15 protein-coding genes are annotated in these 14322 nt (G+C 66.4%); 6 read left to right on the top strand and 9 right to left on the bottom strand.

Going from position 1 to position 14322, the window contains the following annotated elements; genetic code table 11:
- Positions 1-35: 35 nt before the first annotated feature.
- Together Mal64_RS00365 and Mal64_RS00360 are read left to right on the top strand one after the other, a co-directional pair.
- Positions 36-647: a lysophospholipid acyltransferase family protein gene (locus Mal64_RS00365; protein WP_146395562.1), complete on the top strand. Its 612-nt coding sequence runs from the start codon at positions 36-38 to the stop codon at positions 645-647.
- A gap of 45 nt (positions 648-692) precedes the next feature.
- The gene (locus Mal64_RS00360; RefSeq protein WP_146395560.1) at positions 693-1646 is read left to right on the top strand and encodes a phosphatidate cytidylyltransferase; all 954 of its coding nucleotides are present in this window, start codon (positions 693-695) and stop codon (positions 1644-1646) included.
- A gap of 55 nt (positions 1647-1701) precedes the next feature.
- Here Mal64_RS00360 and Mal64_RS00355 read toward each other — a convergent pair whose 3' ends face one another.
- Entirely contained in the window at positions 1702-2670 is a 969-nt protein-coding gene (locus tag Mal64_RS00355) for a hypothetical protein (protein ID WP_146395558.1), read from the bottom strand.
- 535 nt (positions 2671-3205) lie between these two features.
- Between Mal64_RS00355 and Mal64_RS00350 the strand changes: the two genes are divergently transcribed.
- On the top strand, positions 3206-4627 hold the full coding sequence (locus tag Mal64_RS00350; protein ID WP_146395556.1) for a dockerin type I repeat-containing protein: 1422 nt from the start codon (positions 3206-3208) through the stop codon (positions 4625-4627).
- 12 nt (positions 4628-4639) lie between these two features.
- Here the strand turns inward: Mal64_RS00350 and Mal64_RS00345 are convergent, their stop codons facing one another.
- The 7 genes from Mal64_RS00345 to rpmB form a co-directional block, all read right to left on the bottom strand.
- Positions 4640-5461, bottom strand: coding sequence for an enoyl-ACP reductase FabI (locus tag Mal64_RS00345; RefSeq protein ID WP_146395554.1), 822 nt, complete (start codon positions 5459-5461; stop codon positions 4640-4642).
- Positions 5462-5617: 156 nt separating this feature from the next.
- On the bottom strand, positions 5618-6997 hold the full coding sequence (gene bioA, locus Mal64_RS00340; RefSeq protein WP_146395552.1) for an adenosylmethionine--8-amino-7-oxononanoate transaminase: 1380 nt from the start codon (positions 6995-6997) through the stop codon (positions 5618-5620).
- A gap of 121 nt (positions 6998-7118) precedes the next feature.
- Positions 7119-7940 (bottom strand): SAM hydrolase/SAM-dependent halogenase family protein, encoded by an 822-nt coding sequence (locus Mal64_RS00335; RefSeq protein WP_146395550.1) that lies wholly within the window; start codon positions 7938-7940, stop codon positions 7119-7121.
- Between the two features lie 143 nt (positions 7941-8083).
- Positions 8084-9571, bottom strand: a complete 1488-nt coding sequence (gene gatB / locus Mal64_RS00330; RefSeq protein ID WP_146395549.1) for an Asp-tRNA(Asn)/Glu-tRNA(Gln) amidotransferase subunit GatB — start codon at positions 9569-9571, stop codon at positions 8084-8086.
- 79 nt (positions 9572-9650) lie between these two features.
- Positions 9651-11192 carry an Asp-tRNA(Asn)/Glu-tRNA(Gln) amidotransferase subunit GatA gene (gene gatA / locus Mal64_RS00325; RefSeq protein WP_146395546.1) on the bottom strand — a complete coding sequence of 514 codons (1542 nt, stop codon included), beginning with the start codon at positions 11190-11192 and terminating at the stop codon, positions 9651-9653.
- A 60-nt stretch (positions 11193-11252) separates the two neighbouring features.
- Positions 11253-11543, bottom strand: coding sequence for an Asp-tRNA(Asn)/Glu-tRNA(Gln) amidotransferase subunit GatC (gene gatC / locus Mal64_RS00320; protein WP_146395544.1), 291 nt, complete (start codon positions 11541-11543; stop codon positions 11253-11255).
- A gap of 50 nt (positions 11544-11593) precedes the next feature.
- Positions 11594-11866 carry a 50S ribosomal protein L28 gene (gene rpmB / locus Mal64_RS00315; RefSeq protein ID WP_146395542.1) on the bottom strand — a complete coding sequence of 91 codons (273 nt, stop codon included), beginning with the start codon at positions 11864-11866 and terminating at the stop codon, positions 11594-11596.
- Positions 11867-12164: 298 nt separating this feature from the next.
- Here rpmB and Mal64_RS00310 point away from each other — a divergent pair, with 298 nt between their 5' ends.
- Together Mal64_RS00310 and Mal64_RS00305 are read left to right on the top strand one after the other, a co-directional pair.
- Complete coding sequence (locus Mal64_RS00310; RefSeq protein ID WP_146395540.1) at positions 12165-12419, top strand: hypothetical protein; 255 nt, start codon at positions 12165-12167, stop codon at positions 12417-12419.
- Complete coding sequence (locus Mal64_RS00305; RefSeq protein WP_146395538.1) at positions 12416-12715, top strand: type II toxin-antitoxin system RelE/ParE family toxin; 300 nt, start codon at positions 12416-12418, stop codon at positions 12713-12715. The genes Mal64_RS00310 and Mal64_RS00305 overlap by 4 nt, the downstream gene beginning before the upstream one ends.
- A gap of 39 nt (positions 12716-12754) precedes the next feature.
- On the opposite strand, the gene hisN is transcribed toward Mal64_RS00305, so the two are convergent.
- Entirely contained in the window at positions 12755-13630 is an 876-nt protein-coding gene (gene hisN, locus Mal64_RS00300; RefSeq protein WP_146395536.1) for a histidinol-phosphatase, read from the bottom strand.
- Positions 13631-13913: 283 nt separating this feature from the next.
- Between hisN and Mal64_RS00295 the strand changes: the two genes are divergently transcribed.
- Positions 13914-14279 (top strand): hypothetical protein, encoded by a 366-nt coding sequence (locus Mal64_RS00295; RefSeq protein ID WP_146395534.1) that lies wholly within the window; start codon positions 13914-13916, stop codon positions 14277-14279.
- Positions 14280-14322 lie beyond the last annotated feature (43 nt).

Genomic DNA, 14322 nt, shown 5'->3' with positions numbered 1-14322 from the left:
CCCACGCCCGCTAGCCCCCGCAGCGGCCCCGCTAGATGTTCACCGAGTTGCTCCTCACCACCCTGGCGCGCTTCATGAGCGGCGCCACCGTGCGGTGGGTCGATTGCCAACCCGACACGTGCCAACGCGTTTACTTCGCCAATCACACGAGCCACATCGATGTGGTGCTGGTCTGGTCGGCGTTGCCGCGCGACGTGCGTCGGGTGACCCGCCCGGTGGCGGCGAAGGATTATTGGAGCAAGGGCTGGCTGCGGCCCCACATGGCCCGCACCTACAACGCCATGCTGATCGACCGCCGCAGCATCAAGGTGCACCAGAGCCCAATCGACCTGATGCTCCGCGAGATGGGCGACGAGCACTCCGTCATTCTGTTCCCCGAGGGGGGACGGACCGACGGCGAGCAGGTGGGCGAGTTCAAGAGCGGACTGTACTATCTGAGCAAGAAACGCCCCGAGATCGAGCTCGTGCCCGTTTACCTGCACAACATGGGACGCGTGCTGCCGCGCGACGAGTACCTGCCGGTGCCGCTGCTCTCGTCGATCACGTTCGGCCCGCCGATATGGCTCGAGCAAGGCGAGTCGAAAACCGACTTCCTGGCCCGCGCCCGCCAATCGATCCTGCGACTCGCCGCGCCCTACGAGGAATGAACATGAGACCCCGCCGCACCAGTACCGCCACGAGGCCGCCACGCCATGGGTGAGCAAAACACCGTGCTCGCCGCCACGGTCGTGGGGGTGCTGTTCATCGCGACGCTGGTCGGCAAGGTGCTGAGCCGGCAGACGCAGCTGGGACTCAACCCGGCGGCCATCGAGGCCTACAACAGCCGCGTGCGCAGCTGGTGGATCATCTGCTGCCTGCTCGCCGTGGCGTTCTTCAGCCGCGGCGCCACGGTCGCGTTGTTCGGCTTTATCAGCTTTTGGGCGCTGCGTGAGTTCATCACGCTCACCCCAACGCGATTGAGCGACCACCGCGCGCTGTTCTGGGTCTTTTTCTTCTTCACGCCCTTGCAGTACGTCCTCGTGGGGCAGAACGCCCACGAGTGGTTCAGCATCTTGATCCCGGTGTTCGCGTTCCTGTTCATCCCGATGCGGATCGCGATCGCCGGCGACCCGAAACGGTTCTTGGAACGGGCCTCGAAGATCCAAGCCGGGCTCTTAGTCTGCGTTTACTGCCTGAGCTACGCCCCCGCACTTCTGTACCTCAACCCCCGCGGCGCCGGGCTCACCCGCAGCGACAACGCCCGGCTGCTGTTTTTTCTGGTGACCCTGTCGCTGCTGAGCGAGGCGATCCAGTTTGCCTGGAGCCGGCTCTACGGCTCGCACGTGATCGCTCCGGAGATCAACCAGAGCCGCACCTGGGAGGGGTTCCTCGGCTCGGCCGTGACAACCGCGCTGATAGGCGTGACGCTCTACGAGATCGGCGCGACGCCGTTCACCGTGTTCTGGCACGCCGCGCTCGTGTCGATGCTGATCGCCGTGATGGGCTTCGCAGGAGCGATGACGCTCTCGGCGGTGAAACGCGACCGCCGCGTGAAAGACTACGGCACCCTGATCGAAGGCCACGGCGGCGTGCTCGACCGCATCGATGCCCTCTGCTTTGCAGCGCCGGTGTTCTACTACACCACCAGGGCGTTGCTGCAGACTTGAAAACGGCGTTCCGCCGCTTGAGCGAACCGTGAGCGTGAGCGACCGGAGCAGCTCGTCAGCGCCAGTAGGTTGCTCCGCCGTTGACCGCCGCGTCGTTCCCATGCGCCCAGCCACGGACGGGCTCGCGCGGTGCGTCGGCTGCTTCGGGCGGCTCGACCTGGTCGTAGCTCATGTAGACCGATTTCGACCGGTTCGCCGCCAGACGCTCGTCGGTTTGCGCAGAGACCTGCCGCACCGGAAAACCGCTCTGCGGCGTCGTGGGCGTCGCCGCGGCGACCGCGACATCCGGCTCGAGTTCGAGCCGCGGGCGGCCCGCCTTGACCCATTCGAGCCAAATCTCTTGCAGGGCGTACTCGTTCTCGTGGCCGTAGTGCTTGGCGACCGCCCGACGCCAGTCTTCGTCGACCATGCCGTCCGCCAGGAACGCCAAGAATGCCGGCTTGCCGCGACGCTCGATCAGGAACTGCGTGAGCGAGTGCCCCTGGGCGTAAAGCGGCAGCACGTCGGCCGGGTACTCCTTCATGCCGAACATCTCGCGGAAGTCGATCCCCTGACCGTTCTTCAGGAAGCGGATCAACAGCCGCTCCTGCTTGCCGACCTCGCTCTTGTGCTCCACGGTGGTGCAGGCGCCCTCGTCGGCCCAGCGGGGCAGGGGGCGGCGGAAGTAACAAGCGAACACCGTGTGCGTGATCTCGTGCGGCAGGACCGAATCGAGGATCCGCTCTTTCGAGCCTTGGATCGTCATCTCCCAGCCAAACACCTCGCCGCGGTCAAAGACGAAGGTCGTCGCCCCGCCGGCGCCCAGGTTGGGCGACACCCGCACCACGGTTTTGCACGGCTCGGTCCAATCGGGCATCGGCTCGCCGATCCACTCGATCGCCAGCCGCTCGCGCCACGCCTCGGCCGAGTCGGCGATCTCGCGCGCCAGCTGCGGTGTCGGCGCATTGACCACGAAGTTCTTCGTGCGGTGCACGGCGGCGTGAGCCGCGGTCTGGAGCACCCCGCCCGAGGCGAGCGTTGCCAAGACAAGAAAGAGGACCGCCGCTGATCGCGTCCTGCGAGCGGCGGTCCGACGCGGGCGAGCATCCATGCTCGACTCCGTTCGTTAGGGTCGAAAGGGGTTTTTGCTCCGACAAGCCGGCGATCCCACGAGTTGGTGCGTCTTGCACGGGCGGGATCGACCGTCTTGTCATTGCTGCGGGGGGCGGAGTTTATCACGGGCCCCGCGAGTCGACCCATACCGATTTCTTCCGGCCGCTAGCACTCCGCTCTTGCGGATCGTCTCGGTGGACGCCGAGGCCACGATCTCAAGCAACGATCCGGCAAACGCTTCTCCTTGAGGTGTTCGCTCCGCGAAAGAACGGACCGAACCGATAGCGCGAGTCTCCCCTCAAGCGAGGCTTCACCGAAGTTGAGCGGCTTGTTGCTTACGAGGATTTCCGTAAGTACGATAAATCTGCTTTTCCTAGTCCGCAGTCGCGCCGCGTTTTTTAGAAGCCTCGCGCCGATCGCAACACAACGCTCCTGCCTAAGGATCGTTCCGCACAGGACCACGGGGCATGTCCATCGTCTGGCGTTTCACCGATCGACCCGCTGAAGACGCCTTCCTGCCGCGGGGACGGCGCCGCCGCCAAGCCGCGTGGCTGCTGCAGACAGTGGCCGCCGCATCACTCGCGTTGGTTGCCCCGCCCACGTCGGCTGCGTTTGAGCAGGTGATCAACGTGCCGCCGCAACCGGCCCCCGCTTCGGTCGGCTCCGACACGCAACTCAACCTGGGCATGGGCGGCGTGCTTGCCACGGGTTTCCAAGCGGGCGACGCCGGCTCGACCAATATCGAGGTCAACGTTGACGGCGGCGAGGTGCAGGCCCTCTTCACCGCCGGATCGGGCGCCACGGTCAACATCCGCAGCGGCGAGGTCGGCAGCCTGCTCTACGCCGGCGTCGGCAGCGTGGTCAATGTTTTGGGCGGCTCGGTCAACAGCTCGCTCTCGGCCGGCTCAGGGAGTGAGATCAATGTCTCTGGGGGCGTGGTCGACAGCTTCTTCAGCGCCTACACCGGCAGCCGCGTGACCGTGTCGGGCGGGGTGATCGGCGACGGCATGGAGGCTCTCGGAGACGCCGAAATCACCGTCCACGCCGGCCAGATCGGCGCCAACTTCCTGGCCGACACCGGCAGTCGGGTTTCGGCCCTCGGCGGCGCGTTCGGATCGAACTTTCAAGCGACCGGGGCGGCGTCGCTCAGCATTGCCGGCGGGGCGTTCTCCGACCTGACTGCCGAATCGGTCGGCGACATCAAGCTGTCGGGCGGCGGCTTCAGCGGCGCGGTGTCGCTGAGTGGCGCCGATGTCGCGGTCAGCGGCGGGTGGTTCAACGACGCGTTCCTGCTGCATGGCGAGGTCGGCGGCGAGGTGCGCGGCGGCGATTTCAACGCCCAGGCCGCCTTCGCCACGACCGAGGCGACCCGCATCTACGGCGGGCGGTTCGATGACTTGGTCTTCCTCGCCCCCGCGAGCGAGCTGACGCTCGTCGTCAAACAAGCGGCGTCGACCTCAGGGCAAATCGACTTGCAGCCCGGCCAGAGCGGCGTGGTGGCCGAACGCGGCTCGGTGCTCAGCGGCGTCTTGGCGGACGGCTCGCCGTTCAGCTTCACGCTCAACCCGACGCCATCTTTGAGCGGCCCCTTCTTCTCGACTCAGGCGACGCTAAGGGTCGAAGTGCTCGTGCCGGGCGACTACAACGCCGACGGCGCGGTCGACGCGGCCGACTTCACCGTGTGGCGCGACACGCTCGACTCGACCATCGACCTGCGGGCCGACGCCAACGGCAACGGAGTGGTCGACAACGCCGACTACGCCACGTGGGTGACGAATTTCGGACGGGGCGCGACCCCCGCCGCGATCAGCGTCCCCGAGCCCGCCGCGGCGATTCTGGCGGCGATAGCCGGCGCCTTGCTCGCGGCGGTGCGTCGCCGGCAGTCCTAAAGACGGTTGGCTTCAGCCCTTGATCTTCTCGAGCAACCGGCCCGGCGAGCCCATCGCGTTGTAGCCGCCATCGAGGTGCAGGATCTCACCCGTGACGCCCGACGACATGTCGCTCAGCAGGAACGAGCCGCACTTGCCCGCCTCGTCGTGCGTGATGTTCCGCCCCAGGGGCGCCATCGCCTCGTACAGGCCGAGCATCTCGTCGACGCCGGCGCCACGGCCGGAGATCGTTTGCAGCGGGCCGGCGCTCAGGGCGTTCACACGTAGGTCGCGGGGGCCCAGGTCGTAGGCCAGGTACTTCACCGTCGAGTCGAGGGCCGCCTTGCAGACACCCATCACGTTGTAGCCCGGCACGGCCTTCTCGCCGCCGTAATAGGTGAGCGTGAGGATGCTGCCGCCGGGGTTCATCAGGTCCTTGGCGCCCGAGGCGAGAGCCATCAGGCTGTGGACGCTGATCGCCATGGCGGTCTTGAAGCCCTCGCGGCTCGTGTCGACCGTGTCCTTCTTGAGGTCCTCGGGCGGGGCGAACGCGATCGAGTGCAGCAGGAAGTCGATCTTACCCATCTCGCCGGAGACCTTGTCCATCACCGTGGCGATGTGGTCGTCCTGCGTGGCGTCCATCGGCTGCAGGAACTTGCACCGCGGGTTGCCGTCGGTCAGTTTCTTCACGCGGCCGAGGTTCTTCTTCCGCTCGTCGTCCGGCTTGTCCGGCATGTAGGTGAAGCCGCACTCGCCCCCTTCGGACATGATGCGGTCAGCGATCGACCAGGCGATCGACTGCTTGTTGAACACCCCCGTGATCAGGCCCTTCTTGCCCTCAAACATGCCCGGCATGGCGCTTCGTCCTCACTCTTTTGAACTGTCGTAAAGCGTTGAATCGTAACCGCCGGGCGACCCGATCGGGAAGCCCCAACGACCAAGCCCCAATAAGCAATGGATCTTGTTTTTTACCCATCTTGGTCACTGGGGCCTGGCCTTTGATCATTCCCCCTAGCTCAGCGATCCCCCCGCGAGCGCCTCCTGCGCCACCTCGACGCTCTCCTCGACCACGTCCATGAGGAAGTCGATCTCTTCGACGCTGGTGGTGAGCGGCGGGGCGACGTAGATCATGTCGGGTCGCGGCCTGAGCCACACGCCGCGCTCCCGGCAGTGGCGGGCCATCTGGCGGCCGATCGAGTTGGGGTCGGCGAAGCTCGAATCCGCCCCGGGCAGTTCGAGGTCGAACGCCGCCACCATGCCCAACTGGCGCGGGTGCACGACGGCGTCGCGCTCCGCCAAGCGGCCGAGCCGCTCGCCCAAGCGGTCCACGGCGGGCTTGATCTTCTCCAGCAGGCCGTCGTCGACCTCGTCGAAGAACGCCATCGCGGCGGCCGACGCCAGCGGGCTGCCGCTGAACGTGTGGCCGTGGTAGAAGGTGCGGTCCTCTTGGGGGCGGTCCGGCGAGTTGAGAAACGCGTCCCAGATCGCAGGCGTCGCAAGCGTCGCCGCCATTGGGGCGTAGCCAGCCGTGAGGTGCTTGCCCAGGCACATGAGGTCGGGCCGCACGCCCTCGTGGTCGCACGCGAACTTCTTGCCGCAGCGGCCGAGGCCCACGGCGATCTCGTCGGCGATCAGCAGCACGCCGTGCTTGTCGCACAACGCGCGCAAGCCTCGCAAAAAACCTTCCGGGTGCATCAGCACGCCGGCGGCCATCTGCACCCGCGGCTCGATGATCACGGCGGCGATCTCGTCGGCGAAGTCGCCGAGCACACGGTCGACCCGCGCGAGCGCTTCGCCAGCGACCGCCTCGGCGGGGTTCGTGTCGGTCACGCTGCGGGCGTCGGGGGGCGCCACGCGCACCACCTCGCACAAGAGCGGCTCGAACGGCTCGTAGTAGCGGCCGATGCCGCTCAGCGCCGTCGCGCCGAGCGTGTCGCCGTGGTAGGCGTGGCCGAACGACAAGAACTTAGTCCGTGCTGGCTTGGGGTCGTCGCACTGCCGCCAGTATTGCACGGCGAGCTTCATGGCGATCTCGACCGCCGACGAGCCGTCGCTCGAGAAGAAGACCTTCTCCAGATCGCCCGGCGCGAGATCGGCCAGCCGCTTGGCGAGCCGCACCGTCACGTCGGCGCCCATGCCCAGGGACGTGCAATGCGCGAGCCGATCGACCTGCGCGTGGATCGCGGCGGTGACGCGTGGGTGGTTGTGGCCCAGCGCCATGCACCACATGCTGCTCGCCGCGTCCATCAGCTTTTGCCCCTCGGCCGTGTGCAGCCACACTCCCTCGGCGCGCTCGATCACCAGCGGCTCGTAGTCGGCCATCGGCGAGAAAGAGTGCCAGTAATGGCGGCGGTCCCACTCGTGGAGTTGATCTATCTGCGGTTCGGTCATAGTTCTTTCATGGCGAAGAAAGCCGCCCACGAATGCTCGCGAATAAGAACGAATACGGCACGGTGCATTCGCTGCGATTCGCGCGTATTCGTGGGCACACTTGTGCTCACCAATGGAGTGCTCACCATTTGAGCGTGACCGGCGCCCCCGGCTTCACGCCGAGCATGATCTGGGCGCTGTCGTCGACGATCGCAAGCTCGAGCTTGTCGCCCGAGCCGACCAGGGCCACCAGCGTCATCGGCGGCTGGTCGCCGTAAGTCTTCTGCAGGCCGAAGGTCTTGTGCTCGTCGCACTCGATGGTGAGCGCCTCGCCCTCGGGCAGGCCGCCGAGCAGCTCGGCGCCGATGTCGGTGATCAGGTTGCCGAACGAGTCGATCTCGACCACCTGGCCGGTGATCATGCCGCCCCCCTGGGGGTTTTCATGCCGCTCCGCCACGCCTGCCTCGCCTTGAGTGAGCTGCTCGGAAAGAGGCGCGAGCCCGTCGGCCACGGGGCCGAGCTTGGCGATCGCCAAGCCGCCCGCCAGGTGGGCCGCCGCGGGCGCCATGATGTCGCGTCCGTGGAAGGTCGCGCTCACCCGGGGTCTACGATACTCCGCCTCTTCAATGCGAACCATCGTAAGCGGCCCGCCGGTTTTAGCCAACCACGCCAAGAGGCCGTTGTCGGGGGCGACGTACCGCGTGCCGTCGGCCGTCTCCACGGCGACGATCGCCCGGTCGGTCCCCACGCCGGGGTCGACCACCGCCAAATGGACCGCGCCCGCTGGGAACCAGAGGGTCGTCTCTTCGAGAAACCGAGCCGCCGCGGCGACGCCCTGCGGCGGCATGGCGTGCGACAGGTCGACCACCGTCGCCTCGGGGCAGAGGGAGCAAATCACCCCCTTCATCTGGGCCACATACCGCCCGCCGGCGCCGAAATCGGTCGTCAGCGTGATCAGCGGCATGGGGTCACCACGGAGAAGAAAGGAACGCGGATGAACGCGGAATAAAAAGATATACGCGGATAAATACCTCAAGCAATCCGCGCGGATCCGCTGGATCCGCGTTCATCCGCGTCCCATTCTTAGAATAACAGCTGGCTCGGAGGCTACATCTTGGCGATCAAGCCGAGGCAGATCGCCCGCACCTTGCCCGGGTCGGCGTTGGGGTTCTTTTTCTTCGCCTGGCCGATCAGCGCGCCGACGGCTTTGTCGTTGCCTCCTTGCACGTCGGCGACGATCTTCGGGTTCGCGGCAAGCAGCTCTTGGCAGAGGCCCTCGAGCTCCGACTCGTCGACCGCCTCGATGCCGAGCTCGGCCATCGCCCCGTCGACCGAGAGGTTCTTTTCGACCATCAGGTCGAACGTCTCGCGGCTGCGGGCGCTGGGGAGCTCGCCGTCGGCGATCTTCTTGATCAGCCCCGCCAAGCGATCGGCGGGCAGGCCCAACTCGTCGAGCGACACCTCCTGGGCGTTCATCGTGCGCAGCACGTGCTGCGTGATCCAGTTGGCGGTTTGCTTGCCGTCACCGGTCGCGGCAGCGACGGAAAGGAAATAGTCGGCCACGCCGCGGCCCTGGTTCACAATCACGTCGGCGTCGTACAGCGGCAGACCGAAGTCGCTCTCGAGCCGCGTGCGGAGCGCGGCGGGCAGCTCTGCCATCTGGGCGCGGACCTCGTCGACGCGCTCGGGGGTGATGGTCACCGGCTCCAGATCGGGGCAGGGGAAGTAGCGGTAGTCGCTCGACTCTTCCTTGTGACGCTGGGCGCGGGTGACGCCCGCCGCGTCGTCCCAGCCGCGGGTCTGCTTGGGGAAGTCGCCGATCTTTCGCCGCGTCTCTTGCCATTCGCGCCACTGCCGCTGGGCCTCGTACTCGATCGCCCGCTCGACGCCGCGGAAGCTGTTGAGGTTCTTGACCTCGACGATCGGCGTGGCGGTCGGCTTTGCCCCGTCTACTGCAGCAGTCCCCTCATCGATGTGCAGGTTCACGTTCGCGTCGACCCGCAGGCTCCCTTCCTGCATGTTGCAATCGGAAACGCCGAGGTAGGTGAGCAGCAGCTTGAGCTCGCTGAGGTAAGCCTTCGCCTCGGCCGCGCTGCGCAGATCGGGCTCCGAGACGATCTCCAGCAGCGGCGTGCCGGTGCGGTTCAGGTCGATCAGGCTGTCGCCCCCCGCCTTGGACTCGTCGTGCGTGCTCTTGCCGGCGTCTTCTTCGAGGTGGGCGCGGAGGATCCTGATCCGCTTCGGCTCGAACGCGCCGCCGGGGTCGGCGATCTCCAGGTAGCCGTGCTGCGTGATCGGCAGATCGAACTGGCTGGTTTGGTAGCCCTTCGGCAGGTCGGGGTAAAAGTACTGCTTGCGATCCCACTTGGTGAACTCGGGGATCTCCAGGTTCAGCGCGACGCCGGTCTCGATCGCCAGTCGCACCGCCTCGCGGTTCAATACCGGCAACGCCCCGGGGAGCCCGAGGCAAACCGGGCAGACCTGCGTGTTCGGCTCGGCGCCGTAGGTCGTGCTGCACGCGCAGAACAGCTTGCTCCGCGTGGCGAGCTGCACGTGGACTTCGAGGCCGATGATGGTCGTGTAGTCGGCTGTCATGGCCTATCCTCCCGTTGTTCCTTAATTCCTTCGTGGTTCGAAAAATGGAACCACGAAGGAATTAAGGAACAACGGAGAATCAAAGATCCGGAGTTGGTTGATGCCAGTCGGTCGCTTGTTCGTACATGCGAGCGCCGCGGAGTAGCTTTTCTTCGGCCAGCGGCGGGGCCATCAGCTGCATGCCGATCGGCAGGCCCGCCTTCGACTTGCCGCACGGCAGGCTGATGGCGGGCAAGCCGGCGAGGTTGGCGCTCACCGTGTAGAGGTCCACTAGGTACATCGACAGCGGGTCCTCGCTCAGCTCGCCGAGCTTGAAAGCCGGGGCGGCGGTCACCGGGCCGGCGATCAGGTCGACCTTCTCGAACGCCCGGTCGTAGTCTTGCCGGATCAGCCGCCGGACCTTCAGCGCCTTGAGGTAATAGGCGTCGTAGTAGCCGGCGCTGAGGGCATAGGCGCCGAGCATGATGCGGCGTTTCACCTCGGGGCCGAATCCCTCGCTGCGGCTCTGACGGTAGAGGCGCACCAGGGCGGTGTCGATCGCGTCGGCCGCCTCCGCATCGCCCGAGGCCAGGGCCGCCTTGCGCTCCGCTTCGAGTTGGGCGAGCATCGCCGCCTCGTCCGTGCGATGGCCGTAATGCACGCCGTCGTAGCGGGACAGGTTGCTGGAAGCCTCGCACGGGGCGATCACGTAGTAGGTCGCCACGCCGTACTTGGCGTGCGGCAGGTCGACCTCGACGGTCTCGGCGCCCAAGCCGCGGTAGGTCTCGATCGCCGCCTCGACAGCCGCACGGACTTCGTCGTCGAGCCCCTCGGCAAAGTGTTCGGGAACGACGCCGACCTTGAGCCCTTTGAGGGGCTCATTCACCGTCGGCGCACACGGTTCGGCGGGGCTCGGGTTCGAGGTGCTGTCGCGCGGGTCGTGACCGGCGAGAGCGTCGTAGAGCAGGGCGGTGTCTTCGACCGTGCGCGCGAGCGGGCCGGCCTGGTCGAGGCTGCTGGCGAACGCCACGAGGCCGTAGCGGCTCACGCGGCCGTAGGTCGGCTTCATGCCGACCACGCCGCACAGGCCGGCCGGCTGGCGGATGGAGCCTCCGGTGTCGGTGCCCACGGACAGGGGCGCCTCGAGTGCCGCGACACACGCCGCGGCGCCGCCGCTCGAGCCGCCTGGCGAACGCTCCAGGTCCCACGGGTTGCGGCTCGTCTGGTAGGCGGAGTTCTCGGTCGAGCCGCCCATGGCGAACTCGTCCATGTTGGTGCGGCCCAGGAGCACGGCGCCCGCCTGCTTGAGTCGGTCCACGACGGTCGAGTCGTACGGCGAGCGGAAGTTCTCGAGGATCTTCGACGCGCAGGTCGTGATCTCGCCCTCTTGGCAGAAGAGGTCCTTCACCGCGACCGGCACGCCGGCCAGCGGGCCGAGCGGCTTGCCCTCGGCGCGAGCCGCGTCGCAGGCGGCGGCCTGCGCGAGGGCCTTCTCGGCGTCGAATCGCAAGAAGGCGCCAACCCGATCGTCGACCGCAGCAACGCGGTCGACACACGCCTGGGTGAGTTCGACCGAGGAGACCTCACCCGACTCGAACCGGCGACGCTGCTCGGTGGCCGTCAGCTCGCTCGGGGTCGCCATCTGGGGTGTCTCGGCCTAAGGGGGTAGCTTGCGGAGAGTGCGAGGGAAAGAACGAGCGAGTCAGTCGCCCAACACGGCCGGGACCAAGAATCCCACGCCGTTGTGCTTGGGAGCGTTCGCCAAAGCCGCCTCACGCGAGAGGCCCTCGCGGGGCTCGTCATCACGGAGCACGTTGACGAGCTCAACGGCGTGGGCCATCGGCTCAACGCCCTCGGTGTCGACCTCCGAGAGCTGATCGACGTAAGCGACGACTTCGGCCAGCTGCGGCGCGAGCTCGTCGAGCTCCTGATCGCTGAGAATCAGGCGTCCCAGGAGCGAGGCTTTTTCGACGTCGGCGCGCGAGATCGCCAAAACGCTACCCTAACAAAGAGAGGGGCCCCCGCTATCGGGGTAAAGAACGTTTAAGACTTCGAAGCGGTCGGCAACACGAACGGGGCGCTGCGGACCTTCTTGACGACCGCGCCGCTGCGGATGCATTGCACGCAAACGAGCATGTGCTTGGCGGCGCCATCTTCGCCGTTGACCTTCACACGCTGCAGGTTCGGCTTGAACTGCCGGCGGGTGATGCCGGTGATCTTCGTGCCGACACCGCCGAGGTACTTCTTCTTACCACGCGTGGTGACCTGGTTGCCCATCTGGGCCTGCTTACCACAGGTTTCGCACTTTCGGGCCATGGCTCTGTTATCCGCTGTCAAATAGGTGGTGTATTGGGCGCTAGGAGTCCATTTCCTGAGACCGACTTCCCCATAGCTAGGCGGGGGCGGTCAGCGCGAAACTGCGAGTATAACGAAGTTTTCGGGGGCCACAATGGCTCCCAAAGCACTGCGAAGGGCAAAAATACGAGGATATTCGTCGCTCGCCGGCTGTATTCACTCCCCCCTCACACCGCACGCGGCCGTTCCTCTCGAATCGACAATTCGAGCCGCAAGCCCATGCTAAAATATCGCTATGGCCGCAAGAATGACCGACGAAATGAGAATTGAGACCGCCGCCCACCCGGGTGAAGCGGTGCCCGTGGTCGATGAGAAGGGGCAGGCTAGCTTCTTCCTCGTGCCCGAGGCCCGGCTGTCGCACCTGGAGGCAGTCGCCGGCGAGGAAAGCGAAGCTACGCTCGGGCGCCTCCGATCTCTCGTGGCCGAAGGCGACGCGGCCGACGATCTCGAAGCGGACAGAGTCCACGCCGATCTTCTCAAGCGTGCTCAGCAGATCGACGCTCGCTCGGCATGACGCGGCTGATCTACAGCAAGCGCAGCCGCGACGACCCACTCGATATCCTCGATTACCTCGCCGAGCGCTCTCCCGGAACGGCCGTGCGATTCGTCGAGGGGCTGATGGCGACTTGCGAGTTGCTCCGCGTTTACCCGCAGATGGGGACGCAACGAGACAATATCGCGCCAAGCTTCCGGCTCTTTTCACATCGGACGTACGCAATCTTCTATCGATTTGCCGCCAATGAGGGCGTTGTACGCATCAGCCGAGTGCTGCACCCCAGCCGGGAAACCGGCGAGCAATCCTTCGATTGATAAAGCCTCATCGTCCCGGCGGCAGAAGCAATACTAGAGCTATCTCCCCCGGGTGTGGGCCAGCACCTCATCCGCCACGAGGCCATTCGTGGCGATCGCCTCGCCCGAGTGGACCGTCGCCTCGCCGCTCCAGTCGCAGAAGCGGCCCCCCGCCTCTTCGATGATCGGCTTAAGGGCGGCGGCGTCCCACAGGCTCATTTCGGCGTCGATCATCACCTCGGCTCTGCCGGTCGCGACCATCAGGTAGCCGTAGGCGTCGCCCCAGGTGCGTGTGAGCCGAGACTTGTCCTGCAGCGACGTGTAAACGTCGAAGGCGTCGGGCTCGCGTCGGCGGAAGGTCCGCGCTGCGGTGGTGAGCAGCAGGCCCTCTGCCAGTGCCTCGGTCGAAGAGACGCGGCAACGGGTCGGCGCCTCGGCGTCGCGACCACCAACGCCGCGGTCTTCCGACCAGCAGCCCCCGCCCACTGCGGCCCAGACCGTCTCACCCGTGGCGGGCGCATTGATGACGCCCAGCAGCGGCTCGCCGGCAGCGGATTCGGCTTCCCGCTCGTCGAGCACAGCGATCAGCGTGGTGTAGAGCGGCGCACCGTGGATGAACGACTTGGTGCCGTCGATCGGATCGAGGACCCATCGCAGACCGCTGACACCCGGCTTCTCTCCGAACTCCTCTCCGAGGATCGCGTCATCGGGAAACCGCTCGGAGATCCGCTTGCGGAGCAGTTCCTCGGCGTCGCGGTCGGCGATCGTGACCGGCGAATCATCGCTCTTGCGGTCGACGCTGAGCGATTTGCTGCGGAAATGCTGGAGCGTGACCGCTCCGGCCTCCAGGGCGATTTGTCGAGCGAAATCGAGCCGCTCGGCGGCCTCGGGGGCGGGCGCCGCGGGGGGGGCGGTCTTGGGAGTGTCTTGGGGCATGCGGTGAGCCTAACGCGGCGGGTGTCGTGTGCAAGCCGGCTGGCCCACTTCCGCCGCCGATCGGGGGCCCATCGGCAAGGCGACCGAGCTTGCCGACCTTTGCTGCGGCCTGATACGGTGACGCCCGTGGGGTTTGGGCGGGTTGAGCGGGTTGGCCCGGTCGCCCTAAACTCTGGGGGATAGGCAATTTAGCTTGATCCCCGATGCCCCGCTTTTAGAATGAGGGAAGCGTCGCATGGCGGCCTTCCCGCCTCCAATCCGTGGAACCAAGGAAGGCGGACCCATGAGACGCATCACGAAGAGGCTTTGGCTAGCGTTGGTTTTGGTCGGGTGCTTGGCGGGGCTTGCCCCCGCGCAGTTTAGCCCGCTCGACCCAACCGGCGCCCCTGCGTTGGCCGCCCAGGCGGGCGAGGCTCAGGGGGGCGCAGCGCCGGGCGTGGTCTCGCACGTGATCACCAGCCAGGGCGCCCCGCACACGCTGGTGCTTGTCGACACGGTCGAGCGCGCGATCGGCGTGTACCACATCGATCCGCAGACCGGAAAAATCAAACTCATGAGCGTGCGTCCCGTCAGCTGGGACCTGAAGATGACGGAATACAACACCGAGAAGCCGACCCCGCAGGATGTGCGAGCCGGCCTGAATCGTTAAGAGTCACACGCCAACCGCTCATAGGCGTGTGATTCGAACAGAG

The sequence above is a fragment of the Pseudobythopirellula maris genome (genome assembly GCF_007859945.1).
In the GTDB taxonomy this organism is placed as follows: Bacteria; Planctomycetota; Planctomycetia; order Pirellulales; family Lacipirellulaceae; genus Pseudobythopirellula; species Pseudobythopirellula maris.
Note: the sequence above shows the minus strand (reverse complement) of the source record. Positions and strands in the feature narration are given on the sequence as shown.

What these genes read in the sequence shown, in the direction of transcription:
- Mal64_RS00365 (WP_146395562.1), top strand. Translation starts at nt 36, where the DNA reads ATGTTCACCGAGTTGCTCCTCACCACCCTGGCGCGCTTCATGAGCGGC.
- Mal64_RS00360 (WP_146395560.1), top strand. Translation starts at nt 693, where the DNA reads ATGGGTGAGCAAAACACCGTGCTCGCCGCCACGGTCGTGGGGGTGCTG.
- Mal64_RS00350 (WP_146395556.1), top strand. Translation starts at nt 3,206, where the DNA reads ATGTCCATCGTCTGGCGTTTCACCGATCGACCCGCTGAAGACGCCTTC.
- Mal64_RS00345 (WP_146395554.1), bottom strand. Translation starts at nt 5,461, where the DNA reads ATGCCGGGCATGTTTGAGGGCAAGAAGGGCCTGATCACGGGGGTGTTC.
- bioA (WP_146395552.1), bottom strand. Translation starts at nt 6,997, where the DNA reads ATGACCGAACCGCAGATAGATCAACTCCACGAGTGGGACCGCCGCCAT.
- Mal64_RS00335 (WP_146395550.1), bottom strand. Translation starts at nt 7,940, where the DNA reads ATGCCGCTGATCACGCTGACGACCGATTTCGGCGCCGGCGGGCGGTAT.
- gatB (WP_146395549.1), bottom strand. Translation starts at nt 9,571, where the DNA reads ATGACAGCCGACTACACGACCATCATCGGCCTCGAAGTCCACGTGCAG.
- gatA (WP_146395546.1), bottom strand. Translation starts at nt 11,192, where the DNA reads ATGGCGACCCCGAGCGAGCTGACGGCCACCGAGCAGCGTCGCCGGTTC.
- rpmB (WP_146395542.1), bottom strand. Translation starts at nt 11,866, where the DNA reads ATGGCCCGAAAGTGCGAAACCTGTGGTAAGCAGGCCCAGATGGGCAAC.
- Mal64_RS00310 (WP_146395540.1), top strand. Translation starts at nt 12,165, where the DNA reads ATGAGAATTGAGACCGCCGCCCACCCGGGTGAAGCGGTGCCCGTGGTC.
- Mal64_RS00305 (WP_146395538.1), top strand. Translation starts at nt 12,416, where the DNA reads ATGACGCGGCTGATCTACAGCAAGCGCAGCCGCGACGACCCACTCGAT.
- hisN (WP_146395536.1), bottom strand. Translation starts at nt 13,630, where the DNA reads ATGCCCCAAGACACTCCCAAGACCGCCCCCCCCGCGGCGCCCGCCCCC.
- Mal64_RS00295 (WP_146395534.1), top strand. Translation starts at nt 13,914, where the DNA reads ATGAGACGCATCACGAAGAGGCTTTGGCTAGCGTTGGTTTTGGTCGGG.